Source organism: Micromonospora yasonensis, assembly GCF_026013475.1.
GTDB classification, from domain to species: domain Bacteria; phylum Actinomycetota; class Actinomycetes; order Mycobacteriales; family Micromonosporaceae; genus Micromonospora; species Micromonospora yasonensis.
Genome location: NZ_JAPDPH010000190.1, coordinates 1 through 13,240, shown reverse-complemented (window position 1 = coordinate 13,240; position 13,240 = coordinate 1). Strand labels below are relative to the sequence as shown.

Annotated in this window: 13 protein-coding genes and 3 tRNA genes; 7 read left to right on the top strand and 9 right to left on the bottom strand. The window is 71.5% G+C overall.

The features are described 5' to 3' along the window. Positions 1-36 precede the first annotated feature (36 nt). Positions 37-741: an SH3 domain-containing protein gene (locus ONA70_RS28050; protein WP_265009487.1), complete on the bottom strand. Its 705-nt coding sequence runs from the start codon at positions 739-741 to the stop codon at positions 37-39. A gap of 106 nt (positions 742-847) precedes the next feature. On the opposite strand from ONA70_RS28050, the gene ONA70_RS28045 reads away from it, so the two are divergent. The 4 genes from ONA70_RS28045 to ONA70_RS28030 all read left to right on the top strand — a co-directional run bounded on the left by ONA70_RS28045 (position 848) and on the right by ONA70_RS28030 (position 3,013). Continuing rightward, positions 848-1,570, top strand: coding sequence for an NBR1-Ig-like domain-containing protein (locus tag ONA70_RS28045; RefSeq protein WP_265009488.1), 723 nt, complete (start codon positions 848-850; stop codon positions 1,568-1,570). Between the two features lie 131 nt (positions 1,571-1,701). Further along, the gene (locus ONA70_RS28040) at positions 1,702-1,998 is read left to right on the top strand and encodes a hypothetical protein (protein ID WP_265009486.1); all 297 of its coding nucleotides are present in this window, start codon (positions 1,702-1,704) and stop codon (positions 1,996-1,998) included. Then, positions 1,979-2,266 (top strand): hypothetical protein, encoded by a 288-nt coding sequence (locus ONA70_RS28035; RefSeq protein WP_265009485.1) that lies wholly within the window; start codon positions 1,979-1,981, stop codon positions 2,264-2,266. Before ONA70_RS28040 ends, ONA70_RS28035 begins: the two co-directional genes overlap by 20 nt. 18 nt (positions 2,267-2,284) lie before the next feature. Then, the gene (locus tag ONA70_RS28030) at positions 2,285-3,013 is read left to right on the top strand and encodes a 5-formyltetrahydrofolate cyclo-ligase (protein ID WP_265009484.1); all 729 of its coding nucleotides are present in this window, start codon (positions 2,285-2,287) and stop codon (positions 3,011-3,013) included. A 67-nt stretch (positions 3,014-3,080) separates the two neighbouring features. On the opposite strand, the gene ONA70_RS28025 is transcribed toward ONA70_RS28030, so the two are convergent. The 3 genes from ONA70_RS28025 to ONA70_RS28015 form a co-directional block, all read right to left on the bottom strand. Further along, positions 3,081-3,153 (bottom strand) — tRNA-Lys (locus ONA70_RS28025). 60 nt (positions 3,154-3,213) lie between these two features. Beyond that, on the bottom strand, positions 3,214-4,188 hold the full coding sequence (locus ONA70_RS28020; protein ID WP_265009483.1) for an NADPH:quinone reductase: 975 nt from the start codon (positions 4,186-4,188) through the stop codon (positions 3,214-3,216). Positions 4,189-4,272: 84 nt separating this feature from the next. Continuing rightward, positions 4,273-4,345: transfer RNA gene (locus ONA70_RS28015), tRNA-Lys, on the bottom strand. Between the two features lie 177 nt (positions 4,346-4,522). On the opposite strand from ONA70_RS28015, the gene ONA70_RS28010 reads away from it, so the two are divergent. Next, positions 4,523-5,791 carry a L,D-transpeptidase gene (locus ONA70_RS28010; protein ID WP_265009482.1) on the top strand — a complete coding sequence of 423 codons (1,269 nt, stop codon included), beginning with the start codon at positions 4,523-4,525 and terminating at the stop codon, positions 5,789-5,791. Positions 5,792-5,991: 200 nt separating this feature from the next. Continuing rightward, the gene (locus tag ONA70_RS28005; protein WP_265009481.1) at positions 5,992-7,284 is read left to right on the top strand and encodes a L,D-transpeptidase; all 1,293 of its coding nucleotides are present in this window, start codon (positions 5,992-5,994) and stop codon (positions 7,282-7,284) included. A gap of 105 nt (positions 7,285-7,389) precedes the next feature. On the opposite strand, the gene ONA70_RS28000 is transcribed toward ONA70_RS28005, so the two are convergent. Both ONA70_RS28000 and orn read right to left on the bottom strand, forming a co-directional pair. Further along, positions 7,390-7,465 (bottom strand) — tRNA-His (locus tag ONA70_RS28000). A 100-nt stretch (positions 7,466-7,565) separates the two neighbouring features. Continuing rightward, positions 7,566-8,156, bottom strand: coding sequence for an oligoribonuclease (gene orn, locus ONA70_RS27995; protein ID WP_265009480.1), 591 nt, complete (start codon positions 8,154-8,156; stop codon positions 7,566-7,568). A gap of 73 nt (positions 8,157-8,229) precedes the next feature. Between orn and ONA70_RS27990 the strand changes: the two genes are divergently transcribed. Continuing rightward, positions 8,230-9,486, top strand: coding sequence for a glycosyltransferase 87 family protein (locus tag ONA70_RS27990; protein ID WP_265009479.1), 1,257 nt, complete (start codon positions 8,230-8,232; stop codon positions 9,484-9,486). Between the two features lie 154 nt (positions 9,487-9,640). On the opposite strand, the gene ONA70_RS37025 is transcribed toward ONA70_RS27990, so the two are convergent. The 3 genes from ONA70_RS37025 to ONA70_RS27975 all read right to left on the bottom strand — a co-directional run bounded on the left by ONA70_RS37025 (position 9,641) and on the right by ONA70_RS27975 (position 13,174). Then, positions 9,641-10,600, bottom strand: a complete 960-nt coding sequence (locus ONA70_RS37025) for a hypothetical protein (protein WP_406601252.1) — start codon at positions 10,598-10,600, stop codon at positions 9,641-9,643. 150 nt (positions 10,601-10,750) lie between these two features. Then, entirely contained in the window at positions 10,751-11,476 is a 726-nt protein-coding gene (locus ONA70_RS27980) for a YcnI family copper-binding membrane protein (protein ID WP_265009478.1), read from the bottom strand. 18 nt (positions 11,477-11,494) lie between these two features. Further along, a complete protein-coding gene (locus tag ONA70_RS27975) occupies positions 11,495-13,174 on the bottom strand; it encodes a copper resistance CopC/CopD family protein (RefSeq protein WP_265009477.1) in 1,680 nt (559 codons plus the stop codon). Positions 13,175-13,240: the final 66 nt, after the last annotated feature.

The window sequence follows — 13,240 nt, the reverse complement described above, 5'->3', positions numbered from 1 at the left end:
GGGGGGGGGGCGGGGGGCCCCCCCCCCGCCCGCCGGTCAGAAGTTGGGCCAGCTCCAGCCGAGGTAGTTGGCGTAGTAGGGCAGCGCGGCCGAGCCGATCCGTCCATTCACACTGGTCGCCACGAAGGTGCCGTCGCCACGGGAGATGCCCACGTGCCCGTACGGGTAGCTGATGTTCCAGAACACCAGCGCACCCCGGGGCGCGTTCAGATCGCCGCGGTGGGCCGTGCCCCGGGCGACGGCGTCGTTCCAGTCCGCCATCGCCGAGGCGTAGATCCCGGTCCGGCCGTACGCGTTCTCGGCCGCCATCTCGCAGTAGCCCTCGTAGGCGGTGGAGCCGAAGCGGGCCTCGTACCAGGCGACCGCGCTGTCGGCCCGGCTGCTGGAGCAGCTCGGCGCGACCTGGCCGTTGCTGCCGGTGTAGACGAAGCCGTCGGAGACGTACCCGCCGCCGCTCAGGTGGTCCCAGATGTTCGTGGCACCCCAGTTGCCGTTGACCCAGTCGCCGGTCGTCTGGCAGTCGATCGTGATCGTGGCCCCGTTGGCCACACTGCCCACGATCGAGTAACCGGTGCCCGGACCGGAGCGGACGTAGAGACCGCCGGACGCCTGGACGGTGCCGCTGGCAGCGAAGGCCGGCGCCGCCAGCCCCAGGGTGGTGGCGGTGGCGACGACCAGCGCCAGGACGGTGCGGACGAGCCAGCGAGTGGTACGCCGGCCCGGCCGTGCCAGCAGTGTCATGGCCTTCCCCAATCTATGGATTCCTATATCGATGCCTGTCAGCCAAGAATCGGAGACGGGTGGCCGGTTGGCCAGGTAGGCAACGTGCGGAGAGGGCGTGACTCACATGCGGGCGGCACAGGCGCGCGAGGTGATCGGATCGCGGATGCGGGAGCTACGTGAGTCGGCGGAGGTCTCGCTGACCCAGGCCGCGGCCCTGTCCGGCTGGGGCAAGGGGCACCTGTCCCGGGTCGAGCGCGGGCTCACCAAGCCCAGCCGCGGCCTGGTGGAGTGGTACGACGCGACGTTCGGTGCGGGGCAGGCACTGCTCGGTCAGTTCCTCGAACTGGAGGTGGCGGTCCGGGCCGGCCGGGAGACGTCGCTGCGGGACGCCCGGCTCCGCCAGGCGACCGGGGCCGCCCGGTTCCCGACGGTGGTCGGGGGCACGGTGCCGGTCGACCACGATCCCGCCGACTGCTGCCTGCTGGTGGCCGAGAACCCACCGGACGGCGCGGAGGTGCCGATCGGGCAGGTCTTCGACAAGACCTGGACGCTACGCAACGCCGGCCCGGTGCACTGGCACGGCCGGTGGTTGACCCGGCAGGGCACACCGGGGGTGGCCGGCTGGCTCCAGTCGCCGTTGCGCGTACCGCTGGGCGAGGTGGCTCCCGGCGCCGAGGCGGTCATCCGGGTACGGCTGCGCGCGCCGCGAGTCGTGGCCGCCTGCACGGCGTACTTCAAACTCACCGACGCGGCAGGGCGGCTCTACTTCCCCGGCTCCGAGTCGCGGCCGCTGCACTGCACGATCAACGCGGTCGAGCGGGACATGGTCCACGGCGTGCCGTGGTGAGCCGGGCCGCCCTCAGCAGCTGCCAGGGGGTCAGCGGGTTCCGTGCCTCCTCGGCGTCAGTCGTTGCGCACGGTGAGGCCCAGGCCGTCGACGGCCAGCTTGGTGAGGTCAGGACCTTGAGGCGTACATCGGTGAGCACGACCACGCCACCAGCGCCGCCTACTTCGATCAGGCGATCCGTGCCGCGCGGGAAACCCGCGACGCCGTCACCGACGGCCAACGCCCTGCTCCGCAAGAGCTACCTCGCCCTCTACGGCACCAAGCAACCAACCGCTGGCGTTGCATTGACGGCGCGTGCCGCCGCCGTCAGCCGCAACGACAGTCAAGTGATCTCCGGTCTCGCCCAACTGCACCGCGCCGAAGCGCACGCGATGCTCGGCCAAGCCCGGGACTGTTCCGACGCCCTTGGTGCGGCTGAAGATCACTGACGCCATCACGGCCTTGGAGAAGGCCCGACAACTCATCGCCGCACGCCGCAAGTCGACCGCCGTCGTCCTCGGCAATCTCGCCCTTGCCAGCATCCTTCACCGTGACGTCGATGCCGCTACCTCCTACCTGCACCAAACCATCGAGGTCCTCGAGCGGACCCGCGCTGGAGGTGGGCTCAACCTCGCCTTCGTCGCGGCCCGCCAACTGCGTCCCTGGCGCGACCAGCCCTCGGTCCAGGACGTCAACGACAGACTGCTCACCTCATGACCCCATAGGAGAAGCAGCGTGACCAGCATCGACCACGGCAAGCAGTCGGTCCGGCGACGCGTCTGGGACCTCCTCGAACGCGAAGGCGCCGTACCACTCGGCGTTCACGGTCACATCCCCGACTTCACCGGCAAGGAAGAGGCCGCCGCCCGACTCGCCGAGTTGGATCTCTGGAGGCAGGCACGGGTCATCAAATGCAATCCCGACCGAGCACAACTGCCCGTCCGGGTGCGGGCTCTCCGAGAAGGCAAGCTGCTCTACATGGCGGTCCCTCGGCTCGCCACACCGAAGCCCTTCTACCTGCTCGATCCGGCCGTCCTGACCGTTCCGTTCGAGACTGCCGCCACCAGCACCGGCGCACCCGATATCGCCCCCACGGTCGGCCCTGACGAGATGCACCCGGTGGACCTGATCGTCTGCGGCAGCGTCGCGGTCGGCCGGCGCGACGGCGTACGAGTCGGCAAGGGCGCCGGCTACTCCGACTTGGAGATCGCACTCCTCACCGACGCCGGCCTCGTCACCACGGACACCACCATCGCCACCACCATCCACCAGACCCAACTCCTCGACGAGGAACTACCCCACGCAGACCACGACTTCAACGTCGATCTCGCGATCACCCCCATCGAGGTGCTCGCTTATTCACCCAGCCGGGAACGACCGCGCGGCATCATCGAGAAGCACCTCCGCCGCGATCAACTCGACAGCATCCCCGTGCTACACGGCACGAGGTGGCACACCGAGTAGACCGTCCCGGATGCAGAAAAGGCTCTGGCCTGGTGGAGAACCACCGGGCCAGAGCTTTTATCACCGGTGCGCCGCCAGGGACTCGAACCCCGAACCCGCGGATTAAGAGTCCGCTGCTCTGCCAGTTGAGCTAGCGGCGCTCGCTGGCAACGGGGAGAGACATTAACACGGGGTCGACCGGGCTCGACGGTAGGGCCCTGCTACGGGGTGATCACCACCCGCCGGCCGCGCAATTCCCCCTGCTCGATCATGCGGTGCGCCTCGGCGACCGCCGACAACGGCATCGGTACGACCTCGCGCGGGGCCACCCGCCCGGCGGCGAGCATCCGGTTCACCACGCCGGCGGCCTCGGCCAGCTCGGCGGTGGTGGCGTGGGAGATGACGAAGCCGACGATGCTGCGGTCGTACGTGTAGAGCGGTCCGACCGGCAGCACCGGCCGGGCGCGGCGCCCGGCCATCAGCACGATCCGCCCGCGCAGCGCGAGCAGGTCCACCACCGCTTCGAGGTCGTTGCGCCCCGACGTGTCCAGGTGGAGGTCGATGCCGTCCGGGCAGGCCGAGCGAAGCCGCTCGGTCAGTTCGGGGTCCCGGTAGTCGAGCACCTCGGCGGCGCCGAGTTGGCGGCAGTATCCGGCGTCCCAGGCCGAGGCGGTGGCCACCACCCGGGCACCGGCCGTGGCGGCCAGCGCCACCAGCGCGGCACCGACGTTGCCGGCCCCGCCGGCCACCACCACGGTCTCTCCCGGCCGCAGCCGGCCGTGGACGAAGAGCGCCAGATAGGCCGTCGCGACCGGGTGGAGCATGGTGACCGCGGTGGCGGGGTCGACCCCGTCGGGCAGCCGGTAGAGCCGGTCCGTCGGCACCACGGCCTGCTCGGCGGCGCTGCCCTGCCGGCCGTCGTACCCGAGACTGTTGCACCAGACCAGGTCACCGACCGCGAAGCCGGCGGCGCCGGGCCCCGGCGCGGCGACCCGGCCGACCAGGTCCCGGCCGACCACGAACGGCAGGGGCAGTGGCGTCGGGAACGCCCCGGACCGGACGAAGGTGTCGACGGGGTTGACCGTGGTGGCGAGGACGTCGACCAGGACATCGGTGGGGCCGGGGCGGGGTGCCGGCAGTTCACCGTGCCGGATGTCGGCGGCGGACCCGGGGCGTTCGATGTAGGCGGCTCGCATGCCCCAATTGTGGTGACCGGCCGGACTCCCGGGAAACGCGAAAGGCTCTGGCCCGGATGAACCGGACCAGAGCCTCGACCACTGTGCGCCGCCAGGGACTCGAACCCCGAACCCGCGGATTAAGAGTCCGCTGCTCTGCCAGTTGAGCTAGCGGCGCTCGTTGGCAACGGGGAGAACAGTAGCACGCCCGCGGACCCGCCCTCCAACCAGATCCCGGGCTCCTCTCTTCGGCCAAACTTACCGGACATAATGCCGCAAATCTCCGGAGGGGGGCCCGGGGTGATGGCGGTGATACCGCACGATGTCGGCCAGGCACGCGAGGAGCGGGGTGGGGATGGGCAGGTTCGCGCGGGCCGGGGCGATGATGGGCGCCCTGGTCCTCACGGCGTCGCTGGCACTGACCGGCTGCGGGGACGACGACCGGACGAAGCCGGTGTTCGAGGGTGGCGGCCAGCAGATGGCGCCCACTGTGACCGCTTCGGGCGCCGCACCGGGCGAGCCGGCGCAGGGCGCCCTGCCGCCGCTGGCGGTGAGCCCGGCCGACGGTGCGCAGCGCCGCCCGGTCAGCACCGAGATCAGCGCGAAGATCCCCGGCGGCGGCACGGTGACGAAGGTCGTCCTGACCGCCGCGAACGGCAACGCGGTCGAGGGCCGGCTGCGCCGGGACGGCTCGTCCTGGGTGCCGTCCGCCCCGCTGAAGTACGGCACCCGCTACACGGCCACCGTCACCGCGACCGGCACGGACGGACGGACCCACGAGGGCACCAGCATCTTCACCACGATGGCCAAGCCGAAGTCGATGATCGGCTCGGGTCTCTACCTGTTCAGCGACCGGACGTACGGCGTGGCGATGCCGGTGGTCGCGGAGTTCTCGCCGGGCATCCCGGAGAAGGACCGGGCCGCGGTGCAGAAGCGGATGTTCGTCCAGACCGACCCGCCGCAGCCGGGCGCCTGGCACTGGCTCGCCAACGGCACCCAGGCCTACTACCGGGGGCCGGCGTACTGGAAGCCGGGCACCACCCTCACCGTGCGGCTGGCGCTGGCCGGCGTCCCGCTGAGCAACGGCCGCTACGGCAATGTGGACCGGAGCGCCACCGCCAGGATCGGCCGGGCCTTCGAGATGAAGGTCGACAACGCGACCAAGAAGATGACCGTGTACGAGAACGGCGCGCTGGTCCGCACCATGCCGGTCAGTCTCGGCAAGAAGAGCACCCCCTCCTCCAGCGGCACCATGGTGGTGATGGAGAAGAAGGAGTCGACGGTCTTCGACACCCGCGACGAGCCGGACCCGGCCAACCAGTACGTCACGGAGATCGACTTCGCCCAGCGGCTGACCTGGGGCGGCGAGTACATCCACGCGGCCCCCTGGTCGGTGGCCGCGCAGGGACACCGGAACGTCTCGCACGGCTGCGTGAACGTCTCGACCGCGAACGCGAAGTGGCTCTTCGCCCAGACCCTGATCGGGGACCCGATCACCGTCCGGGGCACCGAGCGGAAGCTGGTCCCGGGGAACGGCTGGACGGCCTGGAGCATGAGCTGGTCGCAGTTCGTCGCGGGTAGTGCCCTGCCGGTGCCGGACGGTGGCGAGGCGTCGGCCTTCTGAGGGCGATCGACGGCGACCCGGGGTGATCTGGGCCACCGCCAGTGGGCGGGGCAGACACGAGCCCCGCTCATGAAGCGTGGCACCGTACCAGAATCGTTACATCGCGGGCGGGGTGTTTCGGTTCACTTCCGGCAACGGGTATCCGTACCGATGCGTCTGTAGGGAACGATGGGACCGGGGACCGAAACTGTGAGGGAATCATGCGAGCTAGCCAGGACGAGCTGATCCGGCCCGGCCGCGCCCGGGGCGGGCGCCGCCGCGCATTCGCGGCCGCCGTGCTCGCCGCCGCGCTGGCCCTGACCTCCGCCTGCACCAGCGGCGGCGGGGACAAGGGGCCGAGCTGGCAGGGCGGCGCCGACGGCCCGAAGGCGGCCGCGACCATCACCGAACCCAAGGCCGACGCCAAGGACGTACCGGCGTCCACCACCATCTCGTTCACCACCAAGGAGGCGAAGGAGACCGCCGTCGAGCTGAAGGACTCCGCCGGCAAGGCCGTCGAGGGCGAACTCCAGGCCGACGGGAAGACCTGGCTCCCGAGCGGCGCCCTGGAGTACGGCGAGACGTACACCGCGACGGTGACGGCGACCGGCGACGACGGCAAGCCGGCGACGGCGACCAGCACCTTCACCACCATGGCCCGACCCGGCAAGCAGGTGCGGATCACCAGCTTCCTGGGCGACAACCAGGTCGTCGGCGTCGCCATGCCGCTGATCGTTCGGTTCAGCCGGGCGATCCCGCAGGACTACCGGGACGACGTGCAGCGCCGGATGACGGTGACCGCGAAGCCGGCCCAGGAGGGCATCTGGCACTGGGTGAGCCCGACCGAGGTGCGCTACCGGCCGAAGGAGTTCTGGCAGGCCAACAGCACCGTCACGTACCGGGTGCAGGCGGGCGGGCTGCCCCTCGGCAACGGCTGGTACGGCCGCTCCGACCTCACCGTCGACATCAAGATCGGCCCGGCGTTCGTGATGACCGTCGAGAACCGCACCAAGACGATGACGGTGACCAAGGACGGCCAGGTGATCAAGAGGATCCTGGTGAGCCTCGGCAAGAAGACCACTCCGTCGTCCAGCGGCACCATGGTCGTCATCGAGAAGCTCCGCCACACGGTGTTCGACACCATGGAGGAGCTGGGCCCGGAGGAGGGCTACCGCACCGAGATCGACTACGCCCAGCGGCTCACCTGGGGCGGCGAGTTCATCCACGCGGCCCCCTGGTCCGAGGGCGTACAGGGCAAGGTCAACGTTTCGCACGGCTGCGTCAACGTCTCGATGAAGGACGGCAACTGGCTGTTCGCCAACACCCGGATCGGTGACCCGATCACGGTCAAGGGCACCGAGCGCAAGCTCCAGAACGGCAACGGCTGGACCGACTGGAACATGAGCTGGGACGAGTACGTCAAGGGCAGCGCCCTGCCGTACGAGCCGCCGCAGGCCGGTGACGACGCGGAGCCCGGCGCGAGCGAGGAGCCGAGCACCGAGCCGACGCCCTGATCGCCGTACCCGGTCGTGACGGCCCCCTCCGACGCGGAGGGGGCCGTAGCGTTTTCGGGCCTGGAAACGACGGAAGCCCCTCCCGAAGGAGGGGCTTGCCGTGACTGGGGTGACTGATGGGAATTGAACCCACGACAACCGGGACCACAACCCGGTGCTCTGCCAACTGAGCTACAGCCACCACGCTCTCCGCGCCGGTCGACCCGGGCGGGGTGCGGACTAATAATAGCCACATCTCTGCCGGGCTCGTCCACCGGGTTCCGGTCCGGCGCCGGCGCGACTCAGAGTTGGGCGGCGATCGCCTTGGCGCTGTCCACGTCCGGGCCGGGCAGCGGGACGAAGATGGTCCGCCGGTAGTACTCCAGCTCCCGGACGCTCTCCCGGATGTCGGCCAGGGCCCGGTGGGCCAGCCCCTTCTGCGGCTGCCCGAAGTACACCCGGGGGTACCAGCGACGGCAGAGCTCCTTGATCGAGGAGACGTCGATCATCCGGTAGTGCAGGTGCGCGTCGAGGCGGGGCATGTCGCGGGCGATGAAGCCCCGGTCGGTGGCGATCGAGTTGCCGCAGAGCGGTGCCGTGCGCGGGTCCTTGACGTGGCTGGTGACGTACTCCAGCACCAGGTCCTCGGCCTCGGCGAGGGTGACCGTGGAGCGGCGTACCGCGTCGGTGAGCCCGGACTTGCCGTGCATGGTCCGCACGATCTCCGGCATCCCGTCCAGCGCCGCCTCGTCGGCGTGGATGACCACGTCGACGCCCTCACCCAGCACGTTCAGGTCGGGGTCGGTGACGAGCGCGGCGACCTCGATCAGCGCATCCCTCCCGAGGTCCAACCCGGTCATCTCACAGTCGATCCAGACGAGAAGATCAGCCACCGGACCAGACTACGCGCCGCCGACCCGCCCGCGCCTCGGCACCGTCGCCGACGTGGACCGCTAGGGTTTCCCCGTGCCAGCCGAACCCGTCGCGCCGCCCGCCGTCACCGAGGACGACCCGGGCGGCCGTACGGCCCGTCGGCTGGCCACCGTGGTGGCGCTGGCGGCGGTGCTACCGGCCCTCTATCTGCCGGGCCGGGTCCACAACTTCTTCGACCTGAAGATCTACATGCGGGCGATGGACTGGTGGGCGGCCGGTCACCCGCTCTACGACTACGTGCAACCCGACCGGGTGCAGGGCGCACTGTACTTCACCTACCCGCCCTTCGCGGCCCTGCTGCTGCGACCGTTCGCCCTGCTGCCGCTGGGCGTCACCGTGGTGATCTTCACGGCGCTGACCGTGCTGGGCGTGGTGGTGACGACGCGGTGGCTGGTCACGCCGCTGGTCGACCGGCACGGCCTGCCCCGGCTCTTCACGCTCACCGTCGCCGTGCTGCTGGTCTTCGCGGTGGAGAGCACCCGGGAGACGATCACCTTCGGTCAGATCAACATGCTGCTGGTGGTGCTGATCCTGACCGACCTGCTCTTCGCCGTACCCGGAGGGCGGCGCTGGGCCGGCGTGGGCGTGGGGCTGGCGACAGCGTTGAAGCTGTTCCCCGGCATCTTCATCCTCTACCTGCTGGTCACCCGGCGCTGGCGGGCGGCCGTGGTCGCGTCGGCCACCGCGGCGGTGGCCACCCTGCTGTCCGCGGCGGTCGCGCCCAGCGACTCATGGCGGTTCTGGACCCACGAGCTGTGGGCGACCGACCGGGTGGGACGGACCGACTACACCGGAAACCAGTCGCTGTTCGGCCTGCTCAGCCGGATCACCGCCCCGGAGAAGCCCAGCCAGCTGCTCTGGCTGCTGCTGGTCCTGGCGGTCACGGCGTTCGGGCTGTGGCGGGCGGCGCGCGCGGCGCGGGCCGGTCACACCCTCGCGGGGCTCACCCTGACCGGCCTGGTCGGCGGCCTGGTCAGCCCGATCACCTGGACCCACCACCTCTACTGGTTCATCCCGGCGGTGGTGGTGCTCGTCGACGCCGTGCTGGACGCCGACCCGCAGACGGTGCCGGATGCCCGCCGGCGGCGCTGGCTGCTCACCCTCGCGGTCGGCACCAGCTTCGTGATCATCTACGGGGTGGTGACCTTTCTGGACTGGGGAGTCGCGCCGACGCGTACCGACACCTTCGGCGAGTTCGTCGCCCGCAACGCGTACGTCCTGCTCAGCCTGCTGCTGCTGGCGGCGCTGCCGTACCGGCGGCCTCGGGCGGGGCAGCCCGCCACACGGTGAAACTTGCACCAAATGGACAGATCTCGCGAGCAGCGGCCTTCGGCGCTAATCTGGTCTCAACTACCTCAAGTTTCTCCCAGGTAGCACCGATTCCCCCGGTGACGGTGGCCCTCCGCGTCGGCAGCGCGGAGGGCCACCCGCCGTTGGGGCGGCGTCAGCCGTCGTACTTCCGGGTCGGACCGTCCACCGGTGACGGACGGGACGTCTCCGTCGTGGTGGCCGGGGGCCAGGCCCAGGACGGGTCGGCCGGCAGTTCGGCCAGGCTCTCGGGGCGACGGCTCGGCACCGGACCGATCGCCGCCCGGGGTCGCTCGGCGTGCCCCGACCCCACCGCGACCAGTTGCCGTTCGGCCAGGTCCGAGCGGTCCTCCCGGGAGCCGAGCCCGCTGAGCGAGCTGACCCCGAGCCGCCCGGCGAGCACCGGGACCTGGTCGGGTTCGACGACGAAGACCACCTCCCGCGGGTGGACCGGCCGCAGCAGCAGCACCACGGCGAGGACCAGCAGCAGCGTTCCGCCGGCCAGCAGCGCCCACGCCACCCCGGGGAACCAGCCGGCCCGCACCTCGGCGTGCAGGTCCAGGGCCAGGTCGGCCCGCCCGTCCGGGCGCATCATCACCAGGCTCAACGGCCGGTCGGTCAACTCGGCCGGGCTCCACTCGAGCACGCCGATCCCGTCGCGTACCCAGAATTCCTGGTCCAGCGGGACGGCGGGGGCGGTGCCGGCGGTGGCCGGGCCGGCCGGTTCCACCCGCACCGGCAGCGGGCTGCGGGCCAGCGCGACGCGGCGGACGGTGGCGTGCGGGACGGCGGCCAGCCAGCGTTCGACCTGGTCGGTCGGGGCCAGGCCGAGGAAGGCCGGGCCGTCGGCGGTCCGCCCGGTCAGCCGCAGCCGGGCCTGGCCGGTACGGGCGAAGGGCGCCTCGGCGCGCAGCAGGCGGTCCACATCGGTGACCACCACGGCCTGCCCCGGGGTGCGGACCGTCTCGAACCGGGCGCCGAACCCGCCGTCCGGGTTGGCGTGCCGGGCGGCGACCCCGAGACCGGCGCCGGCCAGCAGCACCGGAATCCCCACGGCCAACAGCAGCATGCCGGCGATCGTCCGCACGAAACGCATTCGCGTCGTCCCCTTCGGTAGCCAATTACCCGGCCGACCTTACCGACGTGAACCGCACAATCGCCGGATATCCACGGCAAGCACCTCAGGGACCACCGAAAGCCGGCCGGCCCGCCGGAGCATCCGACGGGCCGGCGACGAGACCGCAGGTCAGGACTTCGGCGCGGGCTCCCGTCGGGTGCGCAGGAAGGCCAGCCCGCCGAGGACCAGACCGGCCAGCCCGGCCACCAGACCGGCCACGCCGAGGATCGTGGCGGTGCCCGAGTCGGAGTCGTCGTCACCGCCGCCGGCGGCGGCCGGGGCGCTCGCGGCCGGCGACGCGGACGCCGACGCGGCGGTCAGCGTGAGCACCGGGGCCGGGTTCTCCGGCTCCTCCTGGCCCGGCGTCGGCTCCTCGATCCAGCGGGACACGTTGCCGTCGGAGTAGGTCTGGAGCACCTTGAACACCATCTTGTCGACCTGGGGCAGCGGGCCCATCGACACCGGGAACTCCTGGAACTCGCCGGGCTTGACCCCGCCGCCGGTGGCCGCGGTCCAGGTCAGCTTGGACACCGCCTCGGTGAGCTGGCTGCCGTGCACGTCGATCGGGGGATCGACCTTGCGCTTCTCCACCCGCACCGTCCAGCCGGCCACCGGCATGGTGGAGACCGAGCCGACCGGGGCGTTCTCCGGCAGCACCACCTCGACCTTCGTGGTCGACGCCGTGTCGCTCTCGTTCGGCACCCGGAAGGCGAAGCGGCCGTAGCCGCCCTGGGTGGCCTCCTTCGGGTTGATGCTGACGTGCGCGGAGGCCGCCCCGGCCAGGCCGAGCACGGCCGCGGTCACGGCGGCGAGGGTGAGCGCGGCGGCGGTCGCGGAGCGCCGGATACGGATCATGGGTCGGAGAGCCTTCCGTTACTTGATCGGCACGGTGGCGGTCACCGTGGCCTGGTCGATGTCGGACGTACGGACGGTGAAGCGCAGCTGCCACTGCCCCGACGCCGGGAGGTTGATCTCCCCGGTGGCGTGGTTGTCGGTCAGCGGCAGCAGCGGGATCTCGATCGGCTCGATCCCGGCCGACGGCAGCGCCGCCGTGGCCTTCCACTCCTTGACCGGCTGGGGTCGGTTGTCCTTCGTGTACGCGTACAGGTGCAGCGAGTTGTTGCCCCGCTCGGCCGGGTCCAGCTCCACCTGCAGGGAGTAGAGCGGGCTGGTCAGCGTGGTGGAGAAGAAGCCGGTGGGCGTACCGCCCACCTCGGCGGAGGCGGTGCGGGCCGGGGTGGTCTGCACCAGGTTCGCCGAGACACCGAGCACCACCGCGGTGATCAGCAGCTCGACCAGCACCGCCCGGCGCATCAGGCCGGGCCGGCCGGCGGCCCGGCGCCGCCGCACCAGCGACCGGGAGTACGCGGCCACCGCGATGACCAGCACGAACAGCCCGATCTTGGCGAGCAACAGCTGCCCGTACGTGGTGTTGACCAACGCCTTCGGGGTGGCCACCTCGATCAGCCCCTGCACGGTGCCGGCGAGCAGCAGCGCCGCCACCGCCAGCGCCGCCCAGCGGGACCAGATCGGCAGGATCGCGTCCAGCTCCCGCTCGTCGGCCCGGCGCAGCAGGAAGACCGCGAGCATCACCAGACCGCCCAGCCAGACCGCCATGCTGCCCAGGTGCACCGCGTCCACCACCACGGACACCGCCGGCGCCGGCGAGGCCGCGGGGTGACCGGCCAGCGGCCAGGTGAACAGCGCCGCGCCGCCGAGGACGGCCAGGATGATCCCGTCGGTGCGGCCGACCGGCCTGGCGAAGAGCGGCCGGAGCAGGAACGCCGCCGCCGCGAGCAGGCCCAGCCGGACCAGGTGCGCCATCCCGTACGCGCTGCCGAGCACGTCGCCCAGGCCGGCGCCGGTCACGTCGAACAGGCCGCCCCCGTTTGTGTACGGCACCTGCAACCACAGGTCGGCGAGGGCGGCGAGGACCAGCAGACCCAGCCCCGACCAGGCCAGCCGGGCCGGCCCACGGCGGGACAGCCGGCGCGGCCAGAGCGCGGCCAGCACCAGCGCCGGGCCGACCAGCAGCAGCAGCCCGACGTAGCCGACGTACTTCGCCACCTTGACCGCGTTCTCCACCACCGGGTTGGCGCGGGTCTCCGTACCGGTGTCGGTCGGCGGGGCGGACGGGGCACCCACCGAGAAGGTGAACGCGCCGGAGACCGGGTGGCTGTCGGCCGAGATCACCCGGTAGCTCACCAGGTAGGTGCCGCGCGCGGAGCTGTCCACCGGGATGGTCACCACCGTGCCCTTGACCGTGGGCTCACCACGATCGGCCCGGGAAGCGTCGGGGGCGATCACCCGGATCTTGCCGGGCACCTTGCGGACCCCCTCACTGAAGGTCAGCACCACCTCGGACGGCCCGCTGGGCACCACGGACGAGGCGGTCGGGCTGCTGCTCACCAGCACCGCGTGGGCGCTGGCCGGGGTGGCCGGGGCGAGCAGCAGACCGACGAGGGTGACCAGCAGGCCGGCGACGGCGCCCAGCCGGGCGGCCCAGCGACGGTCGGCGGCGGCCCCGGGTCGGCGGCGTACAGCAGCAGTCATGACCATCATGCTTCCCGACCGCGCGGCGATCGGCTAACCACCTCATCCGCGCCCCGGAACGACGGC

What these genes read in the sequence shown, in the direction of transcription:
- ONA70_RS27980 (WP_265009478.1), bottom strand. Translation starts at nt 11,476, where the DNA reads ATGATCCGTATCCGGCGCTCCGCGACCGCCGCCGCGCTCACCCTCGCC.
- ONA70_RS27975 (WP_265009477.1), bottom strand. Translation starts at nt 13,174, where the DNA reads ATGACTGCTGCTGTACGCCGCCGACCCGGGGCCGCCGCCGACCGTCGC.
- ONA70_RS28010 (WP_265009482.1), top strand. Translation starts at nt 4,523, where the DNA reads ATGGGCAGGTTCGCGCGGGCCGGGGCGATGATGGGCGCCCTGGTCCTC.
- ONA70_RS28045 (WP_265009488.1), top strand. Translation starts at nt 848, where the DNA reads ATGCGGGCGGCACAGGCGCGCGAGGTGATCGGATCGCGGATGCGGGAG.
- ONA70_RS28050 (WP_265009487.1), bottom strand. Translation starts at nt 741, where the DNA reads ATGACACTGCTGGCACGGCCGGGCCGGCGTACCACTCGCTGGCTCGTC.
- ONA70_RS28005 (WP_265009481.1), top strand. Translation starts at nt 5,992, where the DNA reads ATGCGAGCTAGCCAGGACGAGCTGATCCGGCCCGGCCGCGCCCGGGGC.
- ONA70_RS37025 (WP_406601252.1), bottom strand. Translation starts at nt 10,600, where the DNA reads ATGCGTTTCGTGCGGACGATCGCCGGCATGCTGCTGTTGGCCGTGGGG.
- ONA70_RS28020 (WP_265009483.1), bottom strand. Translation starts at nt 4,188, where the DNA reads ATGCGAGCCGCCTACATCGAACGCCCCGGGTCCGCCGCCGACATCCGG.